At 50.5% G+C, this 24,341-nt stretch carries 25 protein-coding genes; 9 read left to right on the forward strand and 16 right to left on the reverse strand.

The features are described 5' to 3' along the window. Positions 1-28: 28 nt before the first annotated feature. Positions 29-937: a recombination-associated protein RdgC gene (rdgC, locus tag B0F88_RS13790; RefSeq protein WP_104424510.1), complete on the reverse strand. Its 909-nt coding sequence runs from the start codon at positions 935-937 to the stop codon at positions 29-31. A 181-nt stretch (positions 938-1,118) separates the two neighbouring features. Between rdgC and B0F88_RS13795 the strand changes: the two genes are divergently transcribed. Together B0F88_RS13795 and B0F88_RS13800 are read left to right on the forward strand one after the other, a co-directional pair. Further along, positions 1,119-1,451: a hypothetical protein gene (locus tag B0F88_RS13795; protein ID WP_104424511.1), complete on the forward strand. Its 333-nt coding sequence runs from the start codon at positions 1,119-1,121 to the stop codon at positions 1,449-1,451. Positions 1,452-1,563: 112 nt separating this feature from the next. Next, on the forward strand, positions 1,564-2,010 hold the full coding sequence (locus B0F88_RS13800; protein WP_445641281.1) for an REP-associated tyrosine transposase: 447 nt from the start codon (positions 1,564-1,566) through the stop codon (positions 2,008-2,010). Positions 2,011-2,207: 197 nt separating this feature from the next. On the opposite strand, the gene B0F88_RS13805 is transcribed toward B0F88_RS13800, so the two are convergent. The 10 genes from B0F88_RS13805 to B0F88_RS13850 all read right to left on the reverse strand — a co-directional run bounded on the left by B0F88_RS13805 (position 2,208) and on the right by B0F88_RS13850 (position 8,222). Next, the gene (locus B0F88_RS13805; RefSeq protein WP_104424512.1) at positions 2,208-2,558 is read right to left on the reverse strand and encodes a Rap1a/Tai family immunity protein; all 351 of its coding nucleotides are present in this window, start codon (positions 2,556-2,558) and stop codon (positions 2,208-2,210) included. A gap of 404 nt (positions 2,559-2,962) precedes the next feature. Further along, entirely contained in the window at positions 2,963-3,181 is a 219-nt protein-coding gene (locus B0F88_RS13810) for a hypothetical protein (RefSeq protein WP_104424513.1), read from the reverse strand. 46 nt (positions 3,182-3,227) lie between these two features. Continuing rightward, on the reverse strand, positions 3,228-3,596 hold the full coding sequence (locus B0F88_RS13815; protein ID WP_104424514.1) for a hypothetical protein: 369 nt from the start codon (positions 3,594-3,596) through the stop codon (positions 3,228-3,230). 81 nt (positions 3,597-3,677) lie between these two features. Then, positions 3,678-3,995, reverse strand: a complete 318-nt coding sequence (locus tag B0F88_RS13820) for an antibiotic biosynthesis monooxygenase family protein (protein WP_104424515.1) — start codon at positions 3,993-3,995, stop codon at positions 3,678-3,680. Positions 3,996-4,093: 98 nt separating this feature from the next. Then, a complete protein-coding gene (locus B0F88_RS13825) occupies positions 4,094-4,570 on the reverse strand; it encodes a cupin domain-containing protein (RefSeq protein ID WP_181049909.1) in 477 nt (158 codons plus the stop codon). A gap of 117 nt (positions 4,571-4,687) precedes the next feature. Next, positions 4,688-5,050 (reverse strand): nuclear transport factor 2 family protein, encoded by a 363-nt coding sequence (locus B0F88_RS13830; protein ID WP_104424517.1) that lies wholly within the window; start codon positions 5,048-5,050, stop codon positions 4,688-4,690. Between the two features lie 202 nt (positions 5,051-5,252). Beyond that, positions 5,253-5,654: a DUF6979 family protein gene (locus tag B0F88_RS13835; RefSeq protein WP_104424518.1), complete on the reverse strand. Its 402-nt coding sequence runs from the start codon at positions 5,652-5,654 to the stop codon at positions 5,253-5,255. Positions 5,655-5,682: 28 nt separating this feature from the next. Further along, a complete protein-coding gene (locus tag B0F88_RS13840; RefSeq protein ID WP_219820859.1) occupies positions 5,683-5,991 on the reverse strand; it encodes a hypothetical protein in 309 nt (102 codons plus the stop codon). A gap of 345 nt (positions 5,992-6,336) precedes the next feature. Beyond that, on the reverse strand, positions 6,337-7,128 hold the full coding sequence (locus B0F88_RS13845; protein WP_104424520.1) for a sulfite exporter TauE/SafE family protein: 792 nt from the start codon (positions 7,126-7,128) through the stop codon (positions 6,337-6,339). A gap of 56 nt (positions 7,129-7,184) precedes the next feature. Continuing rightward, the gene (locus B0F88_RS13850; RefSeq protein WP_104424521.1) at positions 7,185-8,222 is read right to left on the reverse strand and encodes a type IV pilus twitching motility protein PilT; all 1,038 of its coding nucleotides are present in this window, start codon (positions 8,220-8,222) and stop codon (positions 7,185-7,187) included. Between the two features lie 270 nt (positions 8,223-8,492). Here B0F88_RS13850 and B0F88_RS13855 point away from each other — a divergent pair, with 270 nt between their 5' ends. From B0F88_RS13855 to B0F88_RS19940, 7 genes are all read left to right on the forward strand, one after another. Continuing rightward, positions 8,493-9,185, forward strand: coding sequence for a YggS family pyridoxal phosphate-dependent enzyme (locus B0F88_RS13855; RefSeq protein WP_104424522.1), 693 nt, complete (start codon positions 8,493-8,495; stop codon positions 9,183-9,185). Positions 9,186-9,718: 533 nt separating this feature from the next. After that, positions 9,719-10,549, forward strand: a complete 831-nt coding sequence (locus tag B0F88_RS13860; RefSeq protein WP_104424523.1) for a hypothetical protein — start codon at positions 9,719-9,721, stop codon at positions 10,547-10,549. A 69-nt stretch (positions 10,550-10,618) separates the two neighbouring features. Further along, entirely contained in the window at positions 10,619-11,251 is a 633-nt protein-coding gene (locus tag B0F88_RS13865) for a ribonuclease T2 family protein (RefSeq protein WP_104424597.1), read from the forward strand. Between the two features lie 22 nt (positions 11,252-11,273). Continuing rightward, positions 11,274-15,260, forward strand: a complete 3,987-nt coding sequence (locus B0F88_RS13870) for a G8 domain-containing protein (protein WP_104424524.1) — start codon at positions 11,274-11,276, stop codon at positions 15,258-15,260. Between the two features lie 90 nt (positions 15,261-15,350). Continuing rightward, on the forward strand, positions 15,351-15,800 hold the full coding sequence (locus B0F88_RS13875) for a sulfite exporter TauE/SafE family protein (protein WP_258076679.1): 450 nt from the start codon (positions 15,351-15,353) through the stop codon (positions 15,798-15,800). Positions 15,801-15,881: 81 nt separating this feature from the next. Next, entirely contained in the window at positions 15,882-16,016 is a 135-nt protein-coding gene (locus tag B0F88_RS19935; protein WP_258076671.1) for a type II toxin-antitoxin system HicA family toxin, read from the forward strand. Positions 16,017-16,089: 73 nt separating this feature from the next. Then, positions 16,090-16,293, forward strand: coding sequence for a type II toxin-antitoxin system HicB family antitoxin (locus tag B0F88_RS19940; RefSeq protein ID WP_258076680.1), 204 nt, complete (start codon positions 16,090-16,092; stop codon positions 16,291-16,293). Between the two features lie 116 nt (positions 16,294-16,409). Here B0F88_RS19940 and B0F88_RS13890 read toward each other — a convergent pair whose 3' ends face one another. The 5 genes from B0F88_RS13890 to B0F88_RS13910 form a co-directional block, all read right to left on the reverse strand. After that, positions 16,410-16,673 carry a hypothetical protein gene (locus B0F88_RS13890; protein ID WP_104424526.1) on the reverse strand — a complete coding sequence of 88 codons (264 nt, stop codon included), beginning with the start codon at positions 16,671-16,673 and terminating at the stop codon, positions 16,410-16,412. Next, the gene (locus B0F88_RS13895; RefSeq protein WP_104424527.1) at positions 16,670-17,596 is read right to left on the reverse strand and encodes a hypothetical protein; all 927 of its coding nucleotides are present in this window, start codon (positions 17,594-17,596) and stop codon (positions 16,670-16,672) included. The genes B0F88_RS13890 and B0F88_RS13895 overlap by 4 nt, the downstream gene beginning before the upstream one ends. 301 nt (positions 17,597-17,897) lie before the next feature. Continuing rightward, on the reverse strand, positions 17,898-21,572 hold the full coding sequence (locus B0F88_RS13900; RefSeq protein ID WP_104424528.1) for a DUF3683 domain-containing protein: 3,675 nt from the start codon (positions 21,570-21,572) through the stop codon (positions 17,898-17,900). A gap of 171 nt (positions 21,573-21,743) precedes the next feature. Further along, the gene (locus B0F88_RS13905) at positions 21,744-21,992 is read right to left on the reverse strand and encodes a hypothetical protein (RefSeq protein WP_146083354.1); all 249 of its coding nucleotides are present in this window, start codon (positions 21,990-21,992) and stop codon (positions 21,744-21,746) included. Between the two features lie 245 nt (positions 21,993-22,237). After that, complete coding sequence (locus B0F88_RS13910) at positions 22,238-24,046, reverse strand: putative bifunctional diguanylate cyclase/phosphodiesterase (RefSeq protein ID WP_181049910.1); 1,809 nt, start codon at positions 24,044-24,046, stop codon at positions 22,238-22,240. Between the last annotated feature and the right edge of the window lie 295 nt (positions 24,047-24,341).

A 24,341-nucleotide genomic window follows, 5' to 3' on the forward strand; every position in this document is an offset into this window, starting at 1 on the left:
TTTAATCGTAATTAATGATGAATTACGATTATGCCTTATTCTCGCCGCCGAATAACTCCAGCAAACGCGGCAGGAAATTAGCCAGTTCCAGCGACATAATCGAGAAATCGACATCGAACTGCTCGGCTTCGGAAGCGGTATCAATATCGGCCACCTGATCCTGGATCAAATCAAGAAACTTCAGGCGCTTAACGGCCAGATTCTCGTCGATAATGAAAGCAATGCGGTCGGCCCAATTGACCGCCAGTTTGATGACTTCCTTGCCGGTATCCAGGTGGTTTTTGATTTCCGGCAGGCTCAGGTCATGGCGTTTGCAACGGATGATGCCGCCTTCCTCTTCCGGTGCGCGCAATTCGCACTCGTCTTCGATGGTGATGTCGTCCGGGGGCTGATTGTTGACCAGCCACTCGGTCATGACTTTGACCGGTTTTTCGACGGTATTCAGCGGAACGGCTGGCAGCGAACCCAGGCATTTGCGCAAACTGCTGAGCAAATCCTCGGCTTTTTTGGCGGACGCCGCATCGACGATCAGCCAGCCGCCCTTGGGATCGATATAGGCGTAAGTCTTGTTCGAGAACGTGAAAGCTCTGGGCAGCAACTCAAAGATAAGCTCGTCCTTAATAGCCGTGCGTTCTTTTTTGGATAATTTACGGCCTTGCTGTTCCTCGGTTTCAAGAATCTTTTCCTGCATCATTTCATTGACGACGGACGCAGGCAGGACTCGTTCTTCCTTTTTTCCGCAGACCATCAAAAAGCCGTTCGCGCTGTGCACCAGCTGTTCGGACGATTTACCCAGCGGCGAGGTCCAGCCGAAAGTAAATTCTTCATGGCTGCCGCAGGGGCGGAACGCCATTTGTGCAAGTTTTTCTTCCAGCTCTGCCGGAGTCAACGTGAAATCTTCAGTAAGACGGAAAATGCTCAGATTTTTAAACCACATGTGCAACGGAACCCTTGTAAATAAAATGACTGCGCATTATCGCAAATTTGACGAGGTAAAAATAAAGTAAATTTCGGGCAAACGGGACAGGGGAATGTTTTAAAGGCAGCATGGCTATGGTTTGCATATGTCTAAATGGTAAAATTTACACAGGCATTATTAAATCAAGGAATTAAGCAAGATGAGATTAAAAGAAAAAGAGGTTGAAGTCGGCTATTTATATTTGACCACTGTAAATCAATATCGTGCCGTACTCGCGATGAAAGGCGAATTTTTGATTTATGCTCCCAGTTCGGAAGGGACTGCACCATTAAATCTGAATTTTGCAGAAATGCCGTTTGAAAACCAACCCTTTAAGAAATGCCAAATCGTTACCTTTGCCAAAAAGGATTATCAAGCGTTTGACTTCAACGGCACTGAAGCGATCAAACATAAATTGAATGAATTACAGCTGGCGGAAGCAATAGCACAGTGTAATGCCAAGTCAGCTATTGCCGCACTGTTGGCAGAATAAAGCCGTTACAACAGAAAAATCCGCTGGTTCGCTGGTTCCCAAGCTCCAGCTTGGGAACCCAGTGTCGGAAGCTCCAGCTTCCCGTCTACTTTCACCATACAGGAGCACAACCATGCCCAGAAGCCGCTACCGCGTCCAATGCGACCCGTGCCCACACTTCCTGACTGCAGCGGTAAACCACTGGCAGCCGTTATTTACCCGCCCTGAAACCGTAAACATCATTCTGGATTCCTGGCGTTTTTTACAGCGGGATGCAGGGTTTCGACTCTACGGTTACGTCATCCTTGAAAATCATCTACATATTATCGCCGCTTCGGAGAATTTGAGTCATGACATGCAGCGTTTTAAATCCTACACGGCGAAGCAAATCATCGCGCATCTGGAACAACGCCGCTCGGTCAAGCTGTTGGAGTTGCTGGCATTTTTTAAACGCGCTCATAAGCAGGAAACCACTTATCAGGTTTGGGAAGAAGGCAATCATCCGCAAATCATCGAATCTGAGGCGGTTATGCGGCAGAAGCTGGATTACATTCATCATAATCCCGTAAAGCGAGGCTAAGTAGATCAGCCGGAACATTGGCGATATTCCAGTGCGCGCAATTATGCCGGTCAAAGGGTTGATTGAGGTGATTCGGTCATGGTGAGTTGCTCGGGAAGCTGGAGCTTCCGAGACTGAGTTCCCAAGCTGGAGCTTGGGAACCAGCGCACATCTTCTTAGAATTTATGCCCATAAATAAAGGACTTGTACATCCACGATTACTTCGGGCAAGGCCATTCTTTCATGAGTGCAGCTTTAACAAGTGACTCGGCACTTGAACTCCATAATTCTGGATGCTCATTTAGGTATTTAGACACAACATTTGCAGCTTGATCCGAAGTGATATTTTGTGGGCAAAATAAACCCGACCCAATAGTTGCGTCAACAACACCCATTACATAATAAACATAAGCCCCGGCATCATAGAGCTCCGCATTGTCTATATCACCGCTTTTATAGGCGGTTGACTTGTCGTGAAGCTTCTGGCCATTTATAAAAGCATTGAAACCGGCGTTAGCTGAGATTGGCATCAGCATTGTAGCGATTAGGATTAACTTTGACGCTTTCATTTTTACACTCCATGAATTTTTTGTTACATCAGGACAGTTTATATCGATATAAACTGGATTACACGCGCAACTGATAATGACAGGGTTCGGCCCAGGCTGTGTCAAAACACACAAAAAACCTTCAGAGATAGAAATTACTCCATTTACTTGTAAAAACAGGATTAACTATTAATGACTACTCCCACTTTGGAGTGTAATTCAAGCAAAAGTAGGTTGATTATTTCCACCGACATGGGTGATTTTACGTTTTGACACAGCCTGGGCCAAAACCGGTCAATCAATAATTCTACATCAACGGCAGGTGAAAGTTCGATAACGGTCATTTAACGTAAAGTTGAGGGGCGCGCCGCTTTTGGCGCGTCCCTCTCGACCGCCATGTCAGGCTTGATATGTGTGCTGTGCATTCATTTTTTGTCGTTGCTTTCCAGCAGTTTTTTTCGTTCAGCTTCGTACTCCTGATACGAGATGAATTTGTCAGCCGATTTTTGCTCTACCGAAGGGCGAACAATCGATTCCCTTGTCTTTAAACCTTCGTAGACGTTGCCATAGTAGCGTTCGCTAATGGCGCACCCGGAAAGAAGTCCGAGGGGGACGCATAAGACAATGGCTATTGCTGTACGCATGATGTCCTCCTATTTCGGACCAATGAGTTGATGGCGTTGTTCGGCATTACTCAAAAGAACTCTGAATAATGAAGCCGAAGTGAGGAGTCGGATTGCTTACAATGATCTGCTCCCCAGAGGACTTTTTAATTACATACCCATCGAATATTTTTTCCTGCCCGCCCTGCAAATTTCCATACACTTTGACTTTCTCACCAATGGAAAGATCGAGTTCTTTGTTGTCTAAGAGCTTGGCTCTGACCTGGATTGAACCGGAATTATCCACCAGGGTAAATCCACTTTCACCAAGTTGCGTGATATTTCCCTCGATTGTGCTTACCGGCGGCAAGGCCAAATTTTTGATCGGCGTAGTGCCAGCACACCCGCTGATCATTAAAACAACTACAGCCAATAGAGGCAGAAAGCTAGCTTTCATTGCGATTTCTCCTTTTTCATTGATATACCTAAGCGGACGCTTTGAAGCGTCAGCGTAAAAGCGGTCCGGTTGACCGACTGGTTAAATGCTGTACTCACGCTCAACCTTAGCCACCCTAACCCGAAAACTGGAATACCATTGCTGATGGCCAAGTCTCTGAGCCTCTTGATGCTCAGTATTTTTCTTCCAGTTGGTGATTGCTTCAAGGCTTACCCAGTACGACACAGTAATACCTACGTTCTCTCTAGCAGACTCAATGCCCAGAAAACCTGGTTGCTCTGACGCTAATTCCACCATTCGTTCAGCCATTTCAGAGTAACCATTGTCGCCCTCTGTGCGATAGCTGCTGAAGATCACCGCGTAGTATGGAGGTTCAGGTGTATTGGCAATCTCTGACATAACTTCCTCTAGGTATTTAACGTAGAGCTAAGCCGGCCGCTGGAGCGGATCGGCTTGAGCGTTTTGTTAGCCATGTCATTCGTTTCATATACACAAGATCAATAAGATGTTCCGTCTTCGCGAAAAAATGCCCATGCTCCATTTACGAATTTCGCGCATAAATCGTCATCAGGATAACTGACCTCATCGCCGTCTGTTCTATCGCCAATTTCCAAATAGAGAACATCTTCTTTTGTTTCGTTGATGAGGGAGTGTGCATTGCCCGTTCCGGCCTTGAATCCTGCGCACATGCCAGGCGACAACTGTGTCTTGCCATTGTTGGAGTGCAGGGTTGGGCGTCCCTCCAAGATGTATACGATTTCATTCTGCTTAGCGTGCGCGTGGCGCAAAGACGACGCTGCGCCTGGAGGTAGGCGCGTCAGGTTGACTCCATAATTGGTTAATCCGAAAACATCCCCTAGTAGACGTTTCTCGCGTCCTTTTACTCGATCAGCCAACATCGGAGGATAAACGGAGGGCTTTGTACGCAAAGGCGCGTCGGCTGCATAGATAAAATCTGGATATTCTGTTTTCATCAAGGTTCCTTTATTGCTTTAGTTTTTTCTACTCTAGTGACAAGAAAATAGGTGCAACCGAGTTCGATCTCACGCACACGCTACGGATTGCAGCGTGCGCCGCGAAGGGTTAATCATTTACCACTTGTCATAATGACACTGGACGCGACTCACAAGTCCGTTTTCATCGAACTCAAATACCTCGGATGCGTTTAGATTATTTACGCTCTGATACTGAATAACAATGCTACGCACCCCGAATAATACGTTTTTTAGCACAAAATTAAGATCGGGATACGCTGCCAGCCCTTTTGCCAAATACTCTTTTAACGCCCATTTTCCGCGGAGTGTTCCGTGGGGATTGTTGGCTAGCCGTGTAAGGAATGGACTGAAGTATTCAACGTCACCTGCATAGTGAGAAACAATGGATTCAATGTCATGGTTATTCCATGCCTGTATCCAGTGCTCGGCAAATTCCTTCGCTTTGTGTTCGGTAAGCATGGAGCCTCCTGAATGGCTAACGTTACGGTAAGGGGCGCGCCGCTCACTGAGCTTAAACGAAGCCGCCAAACCTTGATAAAAAACCGAACTTCAAAACTGCCAACGGGTGGCGCGTCCCTTTGACTGACTTGTTAGGCCAGGCAATACCCACCAAGCCCACATGGGACGGTAATAAACTACAAATATTTAACACATCGCTATATTACAAGTTTTGACCAACGAATTTTTTTGCACGCCATAGTGCAATAACAACATCCATCTGGCTATTGTGCTTTTTGTTAGAGCCTTCTATAACGCGCAGCCACAGTTCCCGCGGGCTTTGTGCCCATGATTCGTTCTCGCGAAGTAGCTTTAATGCTGTTTCGGCATATGTTCTATTGTCCATTGACTTCGTGTATTTTCCTGATTTGACGCCAGCAATTTCACCGGACTCTGCCAGCCCAAGAAAGGTGGATTTTGGGCACCCCTTATGTTCGCAGGAAGGACTATCGGGGAACATCCTCGCGGCAGATGCTTTCCATGCAGCAATTGGATCAACGCCTTCGCTTGCAAAGCAAGCCGCTTCGACAGCAACTACCCCGTACTTTGATTTGCCGTATGTCATTGTTTACGCAATTCTATTGAGTGCAATGTTATGAAAATTCTTTAAAATCGGTAATTTGAACAGGATACATTGCAAACCATTTGTGCTCAAAAACAGCCTGCTGATCAAGAGGCAGGTTCTTGATAGTAGTTAATCCATCACCGGGCACCCCTGTGGTTTTATTTACAACCAAGCTTGTAAGTGGTGGAAGCCCATTTTTATCACAGTAACGCATGATGCAATCGAGAAGCGGAGCGAATACACCAGCCCCAGCAAAACCGAGGTAATCCGCTAACTCCCCATAGGTTATAGTGCTTTGATTGTCTGCTTTGCTTATCAAAATTTGCCAAATCTGCATTGCTCGCTCTGAGCGTGTCATGAAGTTACCTCGCAATAGCCTAACAAGTAATTATATGGTTTCTGTATATCATCCCTGATTGCCGTACTCTGGGCAATAAGCTCCGGTATTTTATCGTGACACTAACTGTGTATCTTTCCGTGTCGGACGATGTACAATTTCTTTTTATCGCGGTAACAGTCGGCTATGTAGCGGTAAACAGCCAACCATAGTTCGGTAGATTGGGTTGAATGCAATGAATCCCAGCCTCGACGGGCATAAATCTGGGTTTCGCGTTGCTCTACTCAGCCTACGACACTGCGTGGTATCGCAAATTTGACGGGATAAAACTGAAGTAAATTACCCTCAAAACCATATCAACTTAGCCGCCATCACAAACAGCAGCAGCGAGAAATAGCGTTTTAATTGTTCCGCGGGCAGTTTATGGGCCAGCTTTGCGCCGATCGGCGCGGTGTACATGCTGGTCAGCACGATGCCGAGAAAAGAGGGGACATAGATATAGCCCAAACTCCAGTCAGGCAGCTGGGACGCATCCTTGCCCAGCAGGGCGTAGCCCACCGTTCCGACCACGGCTATCGGCAAGCCGCAGGCGCTGGCTATGGCGACCGCATTGCGCATCGGCGTTTGAAAATGCACTAAATAAGGCACTATCAGCGTACCCCCGCCTATTCCCAGCAGCGACGACAGCAGCCCCATGATGCCTGCCGCAGCCAAATCCAGCTCCTTGGACGGTTGCTGTTGGCCCGGTTTGGGCTTTAACTGCAAAGCCATTTGCACGCCAACGCCTATCAAATAGATGATGAATATGAACCGCAATACGCCGCCGCTGACGTGATCCGCGACCACGGCTCCGACAGCCGAGCCGATCATGATTCCCGGTCCCAGGATACGCACTTTATTCCACAATACGGAATCCAAACGATGGTGCGCCAGCACCGAAGAGATCGAAGTAAGAATAATGGTCGCCAGCGAGGTTGCGACCGACATGATCATGACCAGTTCGGTGGGGAATCCTTGCGCCGCAAACAACATTGCTAAAACCGGCACAATAATCAAACCGCCGCCTATCCCGAAAAGCCCCGCCGTTAATCCTGCGACTGTACCCAATAAAACACTGGCTAAAAAAATGGCTATCACGTTGTTCCTTTGATTATGTTTGAGGTGATTCGTTGGTTTCCCGCAAGGCGCGTAAATCAGCGGAACATATCCTTGTTAACCGCTTTTTCCATTGCTATTTTTGCGGTAATCACGCCTCTGTCCACCAGCTCTTTCAGGTTCTGATCCAGCGTCTGCATGCCGTCCTTGCGTCCGGTTTGAATCGCAGAATACATTTGCGCAACTTTGGCTTCACGGATCAGGTTCCTGATAGCCGGTGTGCCGACCATGATTTCATGCGCGGCGACACGGCCGCCGCCGGTTCTCTTCAGCAAGGTTTGGGATATGACCGCCTGCAACGATTCGGAAAGCATGGCCCGGATCATGTCTTTTTCCGCGGCGGGAAATACGTCGATAATACGGTCGATGGTTTTCGCGGCGGAGGTCGTATGCAGTGTGCCGAACACAAGGTGGCCGGTTTCGGCCGCCGTCATCGCCAGCCGGATGGTTTCCAGGTCGCGCATTTCGCCGACCAGGATAATGTCGGGATCTTCCCGCAACGCCGAGCGCAACGCTTCGTTAAAGCCGTGGGTATCGCGGTGGACTTCGCGTTGGTTGATCAACGATTTCTGGCTTTCGTGAACAAACTCGATGGGATCTTCGACGGTCAGGATGTGCGCGTAATCATTGCAGTTGATATGATTGATCATCGCCGCCAGCGTAGTCGATTTGCCGGAGCCGGTAGGGCCGGTCACCAGAACTAGGCCGCGCGGTTTTTGGCAGAGTTCTTCAAAAAATCGGGGCGCTTTCAGGTCTTCAAGGCTCAATACTGTCGATGGAATGGTCCTGAAAACGGCCGCCGCGCCGCGCTCCTGATTAAACGCATTCACACGAAACCGGGCGACGCCGGGCAATTCAAACGAAAAATCGGTCTCCAGGAATTCCTCATAATCTTTGCGTTGCTTGTCATTCATAATGTCATAAATCAGCGCATGCACTTCCTTATGATCCAATGCGGGAATATTGATGCGCCGAATATCGCCGTCAACCCTGATCATAGGCGGGAGCCCCGCCGACAAATGTAAATCCGACGCTTTGTTTTTGGCTGAGAAAGCCAGTAATTCGGCAATATCCATAACATCCTCGTGAAGACAAAAATAAAATCGTTTTTATACCATAGTTCATCTTTTTGTTTTTTGAATGTTGCCGTTGTGTTAGTTTTTCGTGAAAACCATTGTCTAATGGGAGCCTCGAAAAACCTGTTCCGTTCATGCTTCGACAAGCTCAGCACGAACGGAACAGCTTGGTTTTCCTAGAGCCGTTCGTATTGAGCTTGTCGAAATGCGAGGTTTTTCGAGGTTCCCTAATAATTGATAGATTGATAGCTAACTGAACGCGGACAAGCAATGACCATAACTCAAAGACTCAAACAAATACGCTCCCAAATCAGTAATGCGGAGCTCGCCTTTAATCGCCAGCCCGGCTCGGTGCTGTTATTGGCCGTCAGCAAGACCAAGCCGGCCGAAGATCTTGCCGCCGCCTATCAATCCGGGCAACGCCATTTCGGCGAAAATTATTTGCAGGAAGCATTAGGCAAACAGCAGGCATTGGGGGCCTACGATATTACCTGGCACTTTATCGGCCCGATACAATCGAATAAAACCAAGGCGTTGGCGACGCATTTCGACTGGGTGCACAGCGTGGACAGCTTGAAGATAGCCCGGAGGCTTAGCGATCAGCGCCCGGCCCATTTGCCGCCGCTGAATATTTGCCTGCAAGTCAATATCAGCGATGAGCAAAGCAAATCCGGCATTACTCTGGACGAATTGCCGGAGCTGTGCGAACAGGTCGTAAAACTGCCCAAGCTGAAGCTGCGCGGCGTAATGGCGATTCCGGCCCCGCAAGACGATTTTGAGCGGCAACGCCGGCCTTATAAAACGCTGTATCAGGCTGTTGCAAAGCTGGGGCGGCCCGAATTGGATACCTTTTCGTTCGGCATGACCGGGGATTTACAAGCCGCGATAGCCGAAGGCTCGACGATCGTCAGAATCGGCACCGCGTTGTTTGGCGAACGGAATTATGCCGGCAAGTTAGTTTGACTCTCCACCGCTTAGCACAGGCCGCAGAGTCGAGCGTATATACAATCTGCCGAGGATTACAAAAAGATCAGCTTTTGCTGACATACGCCGGTGACTTTTTACTCCACAATGCCGCCTTGCCGTTTAGGCGGCGTTTTGCGTTCTTCAATATGGATTAAATCCCAGGGAACGATATTCCGTTAAGGAAGCGCTGAACAAATTGATTCCGTTTATGGTTCGACAAGCTCACCACGAATGGAATCAATACGTTACCGTTCGTCCTGAGCTTGTCGAAGGACTAAATCAGCGCTTCCTTAAGTTAAGCGATTATTTATTTCATATAAGAAAGAGCGTTTGCCGGAGTGCAAGCTCTGCTTGCGTTAGCAGGCGAAGCCTGCACTCCAATGGCCTGAAGCCTTAACTTAACGATATTGAGGTATTTAATCCGCAAGCAACCGAACCGGTAGCCGCTTTAATTTGCCGCCGGATCATAAAACACGCACACACAAAGAACCCCGGCCGCGTTCCGGGCAAATACAAAGAAGGGGATATCCATGTTTAACAGCACCACCCTGGAAGTCGCAATCGGGCTAGTCTTCTGTTACGCGTCCGTCGCGCTTATTGTCAGCTCGATTAACGAAGCCATTGCATCATTGTTTAATCTGCGTTCCAACACGCTGTTGGAAGGCGTCAAATCGATGCTCAATGATCCGAATTTTGACGGGCTTGCGCTTAATGTCTACAACCATAGTTTTGTCAGCCATTTAGGCCAGGGAAATGCCAAGAGCGCGCAAGACCTTGACAATAAACCCTCTTATATCGATCCCAAGCATTTTGCTGTCGCCCTTATAGACTGCATACAGACCAAAACCGGTGATGTCGCACAGCTGGGCAAGGACATCGACGCAATCCCCGACCCCCAGTTGAAACAGCTGTTGCAAGGCATCTACGCACGAGCCTCGGGAATTGAGGGCGTCTATACCGAGCTGGCGGCCTGGTTCGATGCCGGAATGAACCGCTTGTCGGGCAACTATAAGCGCAAATCCCAGCTTTATTGCTTCATGATCGCCTTGGCCATTGCGGCCCTGTTCAACATCGATACTTTTCATCTGTTCTCGACGCTTTGGCTGCACCCCGCCATTGCGGCCGGGATCAGCGCGGCAGACCACCCGACGGCCATTTCATGGGATACGTTAATGGCCTTGCCTATCGGCTGGCCGGACGGCGCGGCCTCAATCAGCGGGACTCAAGTTGCGGGCTGGCTGGTCACCGCATCGGCGACGCTGTTCGGCGCGCCGTTTTGGTTCGATCTGTTGCAGAAACTGGTTAACCTGCGGGGCACCGGCAACAAGCCGGTAACGGTCGGAACGCAAACTGGCGGCTAAGGCCGGACGGGCAAGCCTCAATCGCCTGGGGCAATGCAGAAACCGGAATTTAAACAAAAGGATAATACGATGTCTTATATCAAAATAATCGGCAACGCGGCCATCGCATTGATGCTGGTCTTGAGTCTTTCCGCTCATGCGGACGGCCAGCCGGGGAAGTTCGACTATTACCTGCTGACCCTTTCCTGGTCGCCCGAGCATTGCGCGGAAGCGCCGGGCGATAAGACTCAGTGCGACGGCGGGAAACATTACGGATTCGTCGTGCATGGATTATGGCCGCAATACAATAAAGGTTACCCCGATTCCTGCTCCACGGCGCCTGCCGTTCCCAAAGCGGTCGTGCAGGAAATGCTGCCGATCATGCCCAGCGAAAAGCTGATCCGGCACGAATGGGAAAAGCACGGCACATGCAGCGGAGAACAGGTCGGCGATTACTTCAAGCTGATCAAAAATACTTTCCAGGCCATCAAAATCCCGGATGCTTTCACCGATCCGAGCCGTCAGGTCAACACTTCGACCGCAAAAATCCGCAAACAGTTCAAAGACTCGAATCCGGGCTTGCAGATGGCCGTCGCCTGCAAAGGCGAATATCTGCAAGAGGTCCGCCTTTGTTTCGACAAGAAAATGCGGCCCACGGCATGCAGCTCCGGGGTCCGGGACTATTGCCCTTCTTCGTCCGTGATCATGCGTCCGGCGAAATAACTATCAAGAACATGGTGTGTGTATGAAACGTTATGCTTTAGTATTTATAGTTTTCTTATCGGTTGCTTATTTGACCACGCCGGCAAGCGCCAACGAGGCGATCGCAACGACTGAAACATGTTCCGCGCTGCCTAGTTCATCTTCCAGCGATGACTACTACATTAGCGATTGCCAAACCGTCGGTTCGGGTACTTATACTTACCAATATCTGCATGTGGTCAACGGCGGCAAGCTTATATTTAATGATGACGGCGGCACCATAAACTTTAATGCCAAATCGATTTTAGTAGAGCAAGGCGGCTCAATCAAAGCAGGGTCGTATGACGTGCCGTTTGGTACAGCGGGCGGCAAATTGATCATTGGGCTATACGGAGCAGGTCCCGGTAATATTGCGACAAACCCGAACCCGGATTATTCGCCGATCGGCTGCCAAGGTGATACTTGTTACGACAGTTCGCGCGTGGGCAAAGGTTGTCTCAATTCCGGCACATTTAACCCGGCGGATCCCTGTCAGGCGATATTGGCAACAGATCATTCCCAGGATAACAGCTATTTTGAAGGTTACGCCGCCGGTCAAGACGGGGATAATTCCATTTTCGGCTATAAAGTTTTTGCGGTCAGCTACGGCGGAAGCCTGGAGCTGTTCGGAAGCAAGGGCGTAGCGGCTCAATTCAGAACCGACCCCAGCATTCGAACCGCTACCTGCCCCGTCCCGGCGGCAGCCAATCAAAACGACATTACGCAATGGGCGGCATTAACCGGAAACAGCTGGGCGCGCGCCGGCGCTTCAAGTGCGGGCACTACCCTGACCCTGGATCGCGCCGTCGACTGGACGCCGGGCGACCAATTGATCGTCGGGACTACCGACTGGTCTGCCAGTCATTCCGAGCTTGCGTCCGTCAGCGCCGTTGATACGACCAAAACAATCGCCACGCTTAATACAGCCCTGCAATACCCGCATAATGGCGCGGCTTATACGGTGCCTTCCGCGTTGTTAACAAGCACCGGCAATCCGAATGGGCAGGTGGAAAACCGCGCCGCTATTGGATTGTTAACGCGCAGCATCACGATTCAATCTCTCGGCGCAACGGCTACGGATCCTTTTCCCGCGTCGGCAAATTGCGCCGCCGCGGCAAATAACCCCGACTGTTATTTCGGCGCTCAGATGATGGTGCGCCAGGGCTTTGCGAAGTTCCAGGTACAGGGCGTGGAATTTCACCAGATGGGGCAGGGCGGACGGATGGGGCGCTATCCGGTGCATTTTCACATGGTAAAAGACGCCTCCTACACCAATGCCTTCGTTAAAGACAGCTCGATCTGGGAATCGAACACCCGCTTTGTCGTGGTTCACGCCACGCATAATGTCGAGGTGTCGCGCAATGTGGGCTATCTGTCGATGGGGCATGGTTTTTACATTGAGGACGGTTCCGAAATCAACAATCTTTTTTGCCAGAACCTGGGCGTCTCCGCGCGCGCCGCATTGACCGATTATTTTACCAGCCAGGAAAGCACAAGCCCGGAGTACCGCTTCATTCCTCCGATTTTAAATACGATGAACGATCAAACCGTTCAGGGTAGCGACGCCGTTTATCCGACCATGTTCTGGATCATGAATGCCTATAATGAATTTGTCGGCAACCAGTCGGTCGGGGTGCATGGTTTCGGGGCGTGTTACTGGCCGCTCAGCTCCTCGGTCAGCGGGCCGAGCGCAACGATGACATGGGCTCGTAATAATGCGGCGGCACCCACGTACCAGACCTATTCGGAGCTGGACTACGCAAATTTTAACCAAGCTGGGGCGAGACAGGCGCCGTTTAAGCGATTCCGCGGCAATGGCTGCGCCACCGCAGCTTATGCGTTGATGACGGAGCGCGCCTCCCTGCAACCGGACGCAAGCAATTTTGCATTTACCCCTGCACTGAATCCGCCCGCTACCCCTCCAACCGCGAGTTCTCCTGTTCCGGTTAACGTAGCCTCCAATCCATACACGATTGCAACGTCAATGCTTCCGGTTGTCGCCAGCAATTTTTACGGCATCAAATATGCGATGAGTCCCGATACGAACCCTACCTGCGCTTCGGGTTATGGCCCCGGTCAAGCCAGTACAAACGGCCAGTATTGCGTGGCGACGGTAATAGACCGGTTTACCACCTCTTTCAACTGGGCTCAGACCAATTTCGGCTCGGTATGGCTGCGCCCCTGGAGTTATGTGTTCAGCAATAGCGCGATAACCGACCAGTTATTCGGCGGCCTGGGATTTGTCAGCGGCGGCAGCTGGGATCAGGTTCTTAATCGCCAGCTGGCCATAGCGAAAGACAGTCTTTTTGTCGGCAGTATTGCGCCTACAGATCAATACGCGGGCCAAAACGGCCCCGACATGAGCAATGCGATATGCTCACAAAACAATGGAACTCAACCGATGCCGTTTTGCTATTTCCAGAAAGACGGTACCGGTTTGTACATGGGCGGTTTTAACTCCAAACGGATGATCACCATTTATGACGGGCCGTTTTTTTCCGAGGGCAATATCTTCACGCAAGTGAATACGTCCAATTCCGGCGTCAAGACACAGCCCGGTTCAACGCCGCCTTATGCGACCGGTACATCTATTTACGATGCGACCAACCAGCCCGCTTATCCTCTAACGGCGTCCAGCATCCAGAATCCGGCCTTGAGTCAATACAGCGTCATCAATGCGGCGATAGGCTGGAAGCAGCCCAACGGTTTTTACTATCCTCCGGCTTTTGCGTTCCGCAAATCCGGCTTTGATTCTACAACTGAGCGCCACAATGTTTTGGATCAATATGCTTACTATATCCAAGGCCAGTTATGGGGCACGCCAATATCCAACACCGTTAATAATATGGGGGCTACACCGATCGATTCGACAACGATATTGAACGATCTGGACGGCAGCCTCAACGGTATGGCGCCATCAACCGGCGGCGCGCGGACATCGGGGCTTAGCAACAATGCTTTTTATGACGCGCCTTTTAAAGTAGCGCAATGCAACTCCTTCGGCACGGAAACCATCCCCCAGGATTTTGTTACGACCGTCATTACCAAATTGCAGGCGCCGGTGACGGCGGGCGGTTCCGCCACGAACACCGACACAACGTGGAGTCAAAGCCACCCCGCAGTGCCGGTGTACCGGCAGCTTGAAACCGGCAGCTCCGGCGACAGTTGCAGCACCAACGCTCAAGTCTGCGGCGTCGGCGTTACCCCCTGTTGCCGGCGCAGCACGCTCTTTATGGGCGCGGGCATTGGAGCGGCGCCGGGACTCACCATGAATCAGGGGACTTACTATATCGATACCAATGCGGCAGCCCTGAACGGCAGCGTTCCGGCCCCCTTCGTGAATGCAAACTTCACGGCTGGCGCAAGCTATTTGATTCACCATCTTTATGCCGCCGGCAACAGCAAAACGACCTACCAGGTCTATGTCGGGCCTAATTATGTGCCGGGCAGCGGGCAATGGGTGCGTGTAGATCCTCATGTCCAGAATAACGGATTGCAGGTTACTCCGGCTCCTGTAAGCAGTAGCTACGGGTCCAGCAGCTATGACGGCACATCGGGCATTCTGACCGTGACGCTGGATAACGGCACCGTGGCTTCAGATTATGCCTTTCCAACCAGCGCCGCTCCCGAGGATGCCTGTTTCCCGTCGAATCTCTGCCAGATCGAACCGGGAAATAATCCGCAGAAATGCACGGTGTCGGACACATTCCCTGAGCCTGATTTGAAGGAGTCTATCAAGAGCGTCTGTAATTATTGGAGTAGCAGGACGACCGGTCAAAGCGCGGACGGCGTCTATCTGAACGATTGCCCGCGAGGCGGCTGCATTGGTTTCAGCTTTACTCTGCCCGCAGGGTTCACCGCCGTACCCTATGCAACCGCAGGACAGGCTCTCGCAAGCTGTTATCCGAACAGCGCGCCCTGGAAAACCGGCTTGAAAATTACAGACAAGAACTGTGCGAAGCCTCCCAGCAAAGGTAATTTTTGTAAGTGACTTGCAAAGCATCGGGAACCGATGAGTGGCGAACGGGGCGGAGGGTATCTATAGCTCAACCTTGCCCGGCAGGCGTTTCTATTGAATGACGTGACCCAGCAAAATGATGCTACGGTAGAGCAAGCCGCCGCGGTCTTATTTGAAAGGAGAATCCAGATGCCGTCATGGCTCATGTTTGTGATTATCGGTATTTTCGGCGGCATCGCGGCGGGGCTTTTCGGCATCGGCGGCGGCATTATCATCGTACCGGCGCTTATTTATTGGGCCGGTTTCTCTCAGCACATGGCGACCGGAACGACGCTTGCGTTGCTGCTCCCGCCGGTCGGTCTCGCCGCCGCATTCGAATATTACCGGCACGGAAACGTAGATATTAAGGCCGCCGTCATTCTGGCCGCGACCATGTTCCTCGGTTCGTGGATTGGCGCTTACTTCGCGAATCAAATGGCGGGGCCGCAGCTTCGGCTTATCTTCGGCCTGTTTGTTTGCGGTCTTGGCGTGTATCTCGTCTATGGCGCTTGCAAGCGGCTTGGTTGGATTTGAATGCTGCCAGCGACACCTTGTCATGTACGTTAGACGTGTTGCTGATTGAGCCTCAAGAAAAGGCTGTGCTAAACTCCCGGCATGAAAGTTAAAGATCTTATCGCTTTGATTGAGTCGGATGGCTGGCAGTTGGTGCGGCAAAGAGGAAGCCATCGTCAGTTCCATCATTCCATCAAATCCGGTACGGTCACAATTGCTCTGGCAAGCCCAGCGTAGATGTCCCGCCCGGAACGCTTATCAGTGTTCTGAAACAAGCGGGCCTCAAGCAGTAGAGGTTTATATGCGTTATATGGTTGTCATTGAAGAAGGCCCGACAAGTTTTGGCGCCTATGTCCCCGATCTTCCTGGCTGTATAGCAGTAGGAGAGTCATCAGAAGAGGCGCTGCAACTTATCCAGGAAGCTATCGAGTTTCACATCGAGGGGCTTAAAGAAGAAGGCCAATGCATTCCGATGCCGCATTCTTCAAGTTCGTTCGTTGAGGTTCATGCCTGACATTGCGCTCAATCGGACCGCTGCTTATATTCCTTCATATTCGAGTAGCTAGTGGAATACGGGATGATCGGAGTCGCGAAGCCCCGGATTCCGCAAGCTACATCCAGGCTACTAGCTTATACTCTATCTAACTTTTGAGTTTTCTGATACCGCACTCTGTTGCCTTTAACGTTAGAATTACTCTGACTCCAAACATTTCTCTTGCCCCAAACATTTTTCTTTTTGCTTTCAAAAATATCATAAATTGTGCTGGCAAACTCAAGTGGTCCTTCAGTATCGTTAGAATCTGCCTTCATTAACTCTACCATTTCATCTAGTTCAAATGTTTGAATACCTATATCTTTCGGTGTTAAATAAAAGTATCTAATTATTTTATTCATGAGATTTTCTTAATGTTATTTTGATTAACAGTTTCTTTCCTAAACCCTAAGCAAATAATATTTGAAATTGCATTTGCGGCAACGTCAGCAGCAAATGCAACAGAATCGACATGCTTAATTGAAAAAGTTTTTCTATTTTTTGATGTGATAAATAAAATACCGATCATATCCTGCTTTTTACCACCCCAAGCATTCATTGGAGCTATCATTGCCGTTACAACTTCACTTGGATATTTTCTATCATTTTTAGTTGTCTTATACAAACCTAATTTTTCCGCCTCTATAAAATCATGATAAATCAGTACGCCTTGAGCATCATAATTCCTAAGAATCTTTGGGACACCTTCATTAATTGAGATAACCTCAGATGTTTTTTCCCTGTTAGGGTTTAAACCTTTTGTCCTTGCATATGTTTTATATACAATATTTTTATCTTTTAATACTGCAAGTCTAATTGCTACATCAATATGTCGATCATTTGTAAGCAAAATGAAATACTGTTTTAAGTTTTCGCATATTTCCTTTAAATACAGCTCAAGTTCATTTTTAGGCAATCTTTCGAATTTGTTATCATGATGATTTAACTTGTCAATTATTTTTGTTTGTTCATCCCTGATCGAATGTGCAAGCCGGTGTAAGTAATATTTTATTTGTAAAGAACGAATAGAACGGTCTCGTAAGTACAAGAATCCGAGACCAGTAGAAAAACCTAAAATGAATAAGAAATATACAATTGAATAAATCAAATCAATCTGAATCAATTGGGTTGTAAACCACCAGGGAGCCCCAGTTGCTGTCAAAAAGATAAATACCAAACTTGAAACAATTCCCCTACTACGTACAAAGAAGCCAGTAAATCCAAGTTTCCACGCTTCTCTGCCATCAGTTATATGTTCAACAGGTGGTTGCAATGCTTTTCTCATATTTATATAAACATCTAACGCATAACTATGCGGCCTCAATAGATATTATACCTTTTTCATTTACATTTGTTAGAAAAATGGTCGCGACGCGGACTACTAACTAAAGCTCCGCATACTTATGTTGGGCATAAAAAGCATGCTAAACCTACACAACCAATCTCAAAAATTAAACGCCTTAGTCGTGTAGGTTGGGCAACAGCTTTTCGTTGCCCAACATTTCGGCTTCCGGTGAAGGGAAAATCCGTCGCCATATCGAAACATTGCGATGTTGGGCATAAAAAGCATGCCCAACCTACAAAATTCAAAAATTAAACGCCTTAGCCTTAGCTGCCTGCACCTTAAACTGCTTCAACCACGATTTTCCCGACATTTTCTCAGCCAACGTAACGGCAAGATGCTGCGGATCGACGCCCATACCCTTGTTCCGGCCCAAGCCCTGGATGCAGGACGGGCAGTTGGTCAGGATCGTGGCCCGGCCTTTTTCCGGCATGACTTCCGCCAACGACTCGCGTTTGCGGTGCAGCATCGCGGCGGAGATGTCGGGACGGGACAAGGACAGCGTTCCCGCCTCGGAGCAGCAATTAGGCACGGGCGTAACGCTGCCGAATCCGCCAAGCCGGTCAAGCACGTCCAGCGCCTTGCCGTCCAGCGAGTCGTGGCAGGGCGCGTGATACAGATAGCTCTCGCTGCCGGTGCCTGCCAATTGCAAGTCCCGCTCCAGCGCATAGCGGGTTATATCGACCAGCCTGCCGCCGAACAGTTTGGCCGCTTCCATTTCGTTAAGCCCCTCGCGGCAGGTGCCGCAGGTCACGACGCAGCCGTCGAATTCCAGATGGGTGAACATGTCGCGGATTTGGTTCAGCAGAATGGTCACGCGCAAGCCGTTTTGCGAATGCATTTCGGCTTGACCGTTGGCGTAGGCCGGAAATCCGCAGCACAGGAACGGCGGCGGCAACACCACACGGGTTTTTAATCCCATCAAGACATGGAGGGCCGCCATCGATATGTCGGACACCATGCGTTCGGAACCGCAGCCCGGAAAATAGAATACGGTGCGTTCGGCTTCCTCGTCAGGTTCAAATACCAAAACCTGATCTTCCTTGCAGTTGGGCAGCAAATCGCGCAAGGTTTTTGACGGCACGGTCGGCATCGGCGAGCTCAGCAGTTGCAAGGGGTAATGCTTGGACTGGCCTTTTTTCGGTTGCAGCGGCTTGGCTATTACAGCGCCCAGCTGCTGGCCGACAAAACCGGCCCGAAGAACGCCGAAACGGAAAACCTTGTTGAACATCGGCGAATCGCTGTGCAGATAGCGCAGCGTCATCTTGGTCGCCGCCGCCGTGTGCTTGTAACCCCAATCGGCCAGAATCCGGCGCTCCAGCACCGATACGTCTGCGGAGTCTATATCGACCGGACAGGGCTTGGCGCATTTGTGGCAGGTCGTGCAATGGTCCGACACTTCTTCCAGCCATTGCAGCAGCTCGAATTTGGTCGAATATTCGCGCTGGGCGTCGAACAGCAAGGCCTCGATAATCGCGCCGATCGCCAGGTTCTTGTTGCGCGGATGATAGAACAGGCTGCCCGCAGGATGGAATACGCCGCAATCGGGTTTGCACTTTCCGCAACGCACGCAATGGGCGATTTTGTTCGCCAACTCTTCCAGCTGTCCGTGGCGGAGGATGCGCGCTTCCAGACCCAACAGGTTGAACGACGGCGTGAAGATATGTTCCAGCGCATCAAAATCATTCAGCTTGCCGGGATTCATCAGCCCGGTCGGATCGACTTCGCTGCGGTAGGCGCTCAGCGCCGCAAGGCGTTCCGGTTCCAGGTATTTCAGTTTGGTCACGCCGATGCCGTGCTCGCCGGAAACCACGCCGCCCAGTTCGACCACTTTATACATCACATGATCGATGACTTCGCCCGACCGCTCCAGCATGTCCCTGTCGTTGGACAGCACCGGCAGGTTCACATGCACGTTGCCGTCCCCGGCGTGCATGTGGGTTGCCAGCACGATGCGCCGGTCGCGCACTTCCTGATGAGCCAGCTCTACGGCGGCGATAATTTTGGGGAATCCGCGCGCCAGCTCGGCGAATTGCTGCCTGAACTCGTTGATGACCGATAGGCTGCGCAATGTTTTTTCGTCGGCTGTCGCCAGCGCGTTTCTGGCGGCTGCATCAAGTTCCAGCGCAACGCTTGACCGGGCGTCGAATGAATCGTTATTGTCTTCAAGCGGCGGTTCGCGGAATAATGCGGCCGCCCGGTCCAGGAATTTCAGCTGGGCGTAGCGCTCTTCTTCCACGTTGACTTCGTCGATAAAGCGGGCGAATTCGGCCAGCGTTTCCAACGGAATCACGACGTCCTCATTCAGCTTGAAGGCGTTGGTGCGGCGCGCAATCGCGCCGAATTTTTTGCGGTCGGCCCAGTACCGTTCGGCCTCGGCCGCATCGTGGGCTTCGAACAGTTCGCTGTTGGGATACTGCTCCAGAATCGCGCGGATTTTATCGATGCCTCGCTGCGCCTGTTCCAAAGAATGCCCCGCAACATCGATCAGCAGCACGGCTTTCGGCGTTTTAAACCGGCTCGATTTGACCTGGTAGTCGATCGCGCGCACGTACTCGTCATCGAAATGCTCCAGCGCCACCAGCGTGTCTTCGCCCCGGTCGGGAAACGGAAACGCCTTGGACAGCTCGACAATCACGCGGCTGGCTTCTTCCATATCATGGCCGAAAAATTCCAGACAAATCGTGCGCGTGGCTTCGAATTTCGGATAAAGGATAAATTCCGCCGAGGTGATGAGGCCGTCGGTGCCTTCCTTTTGCAGACCCGGAACGCCGCCCAAGGCCTTGTTGGTGATGTCTTTCCACAGGCCTTTTTTTCTGATCTCGCTGCCTTTCAAGACAATGATCTTGATCGATTCGCCGCTTTTCTGGTCCAATACTTCAAAAGTTACGTTATCTTCCGGCAATATTTTGCGCAATTGATGGTCGATTCTGCGCACTTCCCAACGCTTGCCGCCGGGCATCGCCATCCGCCAGGAAATCAGGTTGTCGATGCAGGTGCCCCAGCGTACCGCGCATTTTCCGCCGGCGTTTTCGGCTATGTTGCCGCCTATCGAGGACGCCCAGGCGCTGGTGGGATCGGTCGCAAAGACCAGGCCCCGGTTGCTTGCGAATTGATGGGCTTTTTCGGTGATGACGCCGACTTCGACTTCAAGCACTTGGGCCGTTGCGGTCTGCCCGTCGCTAAGCTTAAATTCCATGTCCCGCGTGCCGCGAATACGGTCGAGCTTTTCGGTGTTGACCACCACGCAGTCGGAGCGCAACGGAACCGCGCCGCCGGTCAGTCCGGTACCGCCGCCGCGAGGCACGGCTTTAAGGCCCATTTTGGCAATCGCCGTGAGCAGCGGCGCGAGCTGTGCTTCCTTGTCCGGCATCACGACCGCGACCGGTAAAAACAAACGCCAGTCGGTCGCATCGGTGGCATGGGAGACCAGCGAGAACGGGTCGAACAGGACGTTGGCAACCCCGGTGATAGCGCCCAGCTCCCTTTTCATGCGTTTGCGCAACCCCGGCGTTTTTTCGACGTCGCTGCGAAAATCGTCCAGCAGTTGCCGGGACGCGACCAGCACTTTATGTACCCTGGATTCGTCGCCGATATTCTGTTCGATGATCTTCAAGTGCTTTTCGGCATTCTCGAACATGCGTTTGCGCCTGCCGGCCGAAGTCACCAGCTCCTGAAACAGGTAGGGGTTGCGGCGGTAAATCATGATTTCCCCGAAAAAGCGCATCAACAAACGGGCGGAGCGCCCGGTGACGCGGCGGTCGCGCAATTCTTCCAGAATCAGCGCGATTTCGGCGCCCAGCAGGAAGGATACGACCTGCCAATCGTCGGCGGACGTGTAGTTGAACGGAATTTCCCGGTAGCCTCTGGGAATGCTGATCGTGGAATTGGCTGCGGTTTTTACGGTAGTTGGCGACATGGTTAATCTTATCCGGGCTAGTCAATATAACGTATTGTCTCTTAAAAATTGAGACGGGATGATGACAAAGGATTGCAGGGGCGGGGTTATGTTAATCATCATGGCGTATTGTCCCATTAATGATTGAGATGGTGAAATGTTGCTTGCGCGCTCACCGTCCCCGGCGCCGGTTTACTTACGCATTGACTGTATGACTTCAAGCAGCGAGGCCGACACAGCCAGAATCCAGATGCTGACAAAATACGGCAAGAATAATAGGAATCCGACCAGCGGCGCGGCAAAAGCCGCAACAATCAGCGCCGCCCAGATGGGGCTATCGCCCTGCATCGTCATCGCATAGGCGCAAACAAAACCGGCGGCCATTATTATTTGCGCGTGATAAGGCCAGTCTATGATGCGATCAAAGTTGCTTTTAGGCACGGCAAGCTCCTCTTTGAAGTAAAGCGCGGGTGTTCCGCCTCTTAGCCATACTATCGGAATTGCAAACGCTGCGCAAAAAAACAGTTGCACCGGACTGGCGTTATCAAGATGTTGAAAAATAAGTTTTTTCCACCCGCTGTCGCAACTTTAGCGGCTCTTTATAAGCGAATAAGCTTTGAGCCGCATATCATAAAAGTTTTCGGAAGCGGTCAGGCCCAACGCACCATGTAGGCTTCTATGATGTATTAACCTTTATCCAATATCGATAAGACTTCAGCGCCGGGCAGCGGCCGGCTGAACCAATAGCCCTGAAATGCGTTGCAGCCGCAATCGGCAAGATAAGCAACCTGTTCCGGGGTTTCGACGCCTTCGGCAATAATGTCCAGATTAAGACTGCCCGCCATTGCGATAATCGTATTGACAATCGCGGCGTCGTTTTCGTTGTGGGTGATGTCTTGCACAAAAGAGCGGTCAATTTTTAACTGGTCGATCGGCATGCGTCGTAAATAAGCCAGCGAGGAATAGCCGGTGCCGAAATCGTCGATTGAAAAACGAATGCCCCGCTGCTTCAGCAGCCGCATTTTTTCGATGACCTCGGTAATGTTTTTAATGATCAGGTTTTCGGTGATTTCCAGCATGATAGCGGCAGGATTTACGCCGGTTAGCTCCATTGCTGAGTTGACGGAATCGACAAAATTGCAATGAGTAAACTGCACGGGACTGATATTGATCGCCAGGTGCGGTACTTTGAAGCCTTGCGAATGCCAGGCGGCAAGTTGCCGGCAAGCCATGTATAAAAGACGCTCGCCCAGCTCGATGATAATGCCGGTTTCTTCGGCAACCGGCAGGAAATCAGCCGGAGAAATCATACCTTTTTCAGGATGTTGCCAGCGGACTAAGGCTTCAAAACCCAGTAACTGACGCGCAGCGTCATATTGCGGCTGATAAAACAAAACGATCTGGTCATTTTGCAAGGCAAAGCGTAATTCGTTTTCAATGCTCAGGCGTTTATTGGCCTGTTCCAGCATGTCGGGATGATAAAAACAGTAAGTGCTTTTGCCTTCGGTTTTTGCGGCATACATGGCGACATCCGCTTGGCGCAGCAGTTTCTCGGTGCTTTCGTCGAATGCTGTGGAAAAAAGGGTAATCCCCAGACTCGCCGATATTTGCAGTTCCTGATCCTCAATCAGGTAAACCTCAAGCAGTGCATTCAGCACTTTTTGAGCCACGTTGCCGGCGGTTTTTTCCGCGTCGTCCAACTTATGCGTCAATCCTGAGAGCAAAATAACGAATTCATCGCCGCCTAACCGCGCTACGGTATCTTCGGTGCGTAAATTGAGTTGTAGGCGTTTGGCGACTTCCTGCAACAATAGATCGCCGCATCTGTGGCCTAAACAATCATTGATTTTTTTAAAATCGTCCAAATCCAGGAAAATAACCGCTCCGAATTGTCCTGAACGCTTGGCGGCGAATAGCTCTTGCAGCAGACGTTGTTCAAATAACGCGCGATTGGCAAGGCCGGACAAGGAGTCGAGGTGCGCCATTTGCCATAATTTCCGCTCGGTGTTTTTGATGATCGAAATATCGCTGAACGCGGAAATGTAATAAAGCACCTGCCGGTTATTATCTTCAATGACGTTGATCCGTTGCCAGATTGAAAAGGCATCGCCGTTTTTATGTTTGTTGACCAGCTCTCCGCGCCAGTAGCCTTTTTGATTAAGGGATTCCCAAAGCTGATCGTAAAACGATTCGCTGTGTACTCCCGAACAGAGCAAATGCGGCGTTTGCCCGATCGATTCTTCAAGCGTATAGCCGGTAATGGCGACAAAGGCCGGATTGACATGCAGGATTTTACAATCGGCGTCAGCAATCAACATGGCGTCCGATGAATGTTCAAAAAAGCACTGATATACGGATGAGCCTATTTGAGGCAGCGATGATGCATGGTTCAGTTGAATGCGGCGGGTAACGAATGGGCTATGCAGCTGAAAACTCGAGTCCATCTCTTCAGCCAGGCTAGTGTTGAAATGATCTGCTTTTTTTAATGCCGACATGTACATGTCCTCCTATCAAATGTATTGCTGGAAAATAGCTTAGTGCAGCCAATGAGTAATAAACAAACGATATTATTCGAAACAAACATCTAATAAATCGATTTTGCAGGCTGGTTTATGCCGCGTTAATACGCCAAGGTTTGGCGGTATTAATTTTGAAAAGATAGCCGGCCAAACGCTCAATGGCTTTCAATATCTTTTTGTTTGTTGTAAAGACGGCGTGACCGGCTTTATGGCAAGCGATTCGCCCGATAAGATCTTGATCGTTTACGGGGGGGCAGGATGCATCAGTTTG

The organism is Methylobacter tundripaludum, from assembly GCF_002934365.1.
Classification (GTDB): domain Bacteria; phylum Pseudomonadota; class Gammaproteobacteria; order Methylococcales; family Methylomonadaceae; genus Methylobacter_A; species Methylobacter_A tundripaludum_A.

Coding starts and splice junctions, on each gene's coding strand:
- rdgC (WP_104424510.1), bottom strand. CDS start 937: ATGTGGTTTAAAAATCTGAGCATTTTCCGTCTTACTGAAGATTTCACG.
- B0F88_RS13795 (WP_104424511.1), top strand. CDS start 1,119: ATGAGATTAAAAGAAAAAGAGGTTGAAGTCGGCTATTTATATTTGACC.
- B0F88_RS13800 (WP_445641281.1), top strand. CDS start 1,564: ATGCCCAGAAGCCGCTACCGCGTCCAATGCGACCCGTGCCCACACTTC.
- B0F88_RS13805 (WP_104424512.1), bottom strand. CDS start 2,558: ATGAAAGCGTCAAAGTTAATCCTAATCGCTACAATGCTGATGCCAATC.
- B0F88_RS13810 (WP_104424513.1), bottom strand. CDS start 3,181: ATGCGTACAGCAATAGCCATTGTCTTATGCGTCCCCCTCGGACTTCTT.
- B0F88_RS13815 (WP_104424514.1), bottom strand. CDS start 3,596: ATGAAAGCTAGCTTTCTGCCTCTATTGGCTGTAGTTGTTTTAATGATC.
- B0F88_RS13820 (WP_104424515.1), bottom strand. CDS start 3,995: ATGTCAGAGATTGCCAATACACCTGAACCTCCATACTACGCGGTGATC.
- B0F88_RS13825 (WP_181049909.1), bottom strand. CDS start 4,570: ATGAAAACAGAATATCCAGATTTTATCTATGCAGCCGACGCGCCTTTG.
- B0F88_RS13830 (WP_104424517.1), bottom strand. CDS start 5,050: ATGCTTACCGAACACAAAGCGAAGGAATTTGCCGAGCACTGGATACAG.
- B0F88_RS13835 (WP_104424518.1), bottom strand. CDS start 5,654: ATGACATACGGCAAATCAAAGTACGGGGTAGTTGCTGTCGAAGCGGCT.
- B0F88_RS13840 (WP_219820859.1), bottom strand. CDS start 5,991: ATGCAGATTTGGCAAATTTTGATAAGCAAAGCAGACAATCAAAGCACT.
- B0F88_RS13850 (WP_104424521.1), bottom strand. CDS start 8,222: ATGGATATTGCCGAATTACTGGCTTTCTCAGCCAAAAACAAAGCGTCG.
- B0F88_RS13855 (WP_104424522.1), top strand. CDS start 8,493: ATGACCATAACTCAAAGACTCAAACAAATACGCTCCCAAATCAGTAAT.
- B0F88_RS13860 (WP_104424523.1), top strand. CDS start 9,719: ATGTTTAACAGCACCACCCTGGAAGTCGCAATCGGGCTAGTCTTCTGT.
- B0F88_RS13865 (WP_104424597.1), top strand. CDS start 10,619: ATGTCTTATATCAAAATAATCGGCAACGCGGCCATCGCATTGATGCTG.
- B0F88_RS13870 (WP_104424524.1), top strand. CDS start 11,274: ATGAAACGTTATGCTTTAGTATTTATAGTTTTCTTATCGGTTGCTTAT.
- B0F88_RS19935 (WP_258076671.1), top strand. CDS start 15,882: ATGAAAGTTAAAGATCTTATCGCTTTGATTGAGTCGGATGGCTGGCAG.
- B0F88_RS19940 (WP_258076680.1), top strand. CDS start 16,090: ATGGTTGTCATTGAAGAAGGCCCGACAAGTTTTGGCGCCTATGTCCCC.
- B0F88_RS13890 (WP_104424526.1), bottom strand. CDS start 16,673: ATGAATAAAATAATTAGATACTTTTATTTAACACCGAAAGATATAGGT.
- B0F88_RS13895 (WP_104424527.1), bottom strand. CDS start 17,596: ATGAGAAAAGCATTGCAACCACCTGTTGAACATATAACTGATGGCAGA.
- B0F88_RS13900 (WP_104424528.1), bottom strand. CDS start 21,572: ATGTCGCCAACTACCGTAAAAACCGCAGCCAATTCCACGATCAGCATT.
- B0F88_RS13910 (WP_181049910.1), bottom strand. CDS start 24,046: ATGTCGGCATTAAAAAAAGCAGATCATTTCAACACTAGCCTGGCTGAA.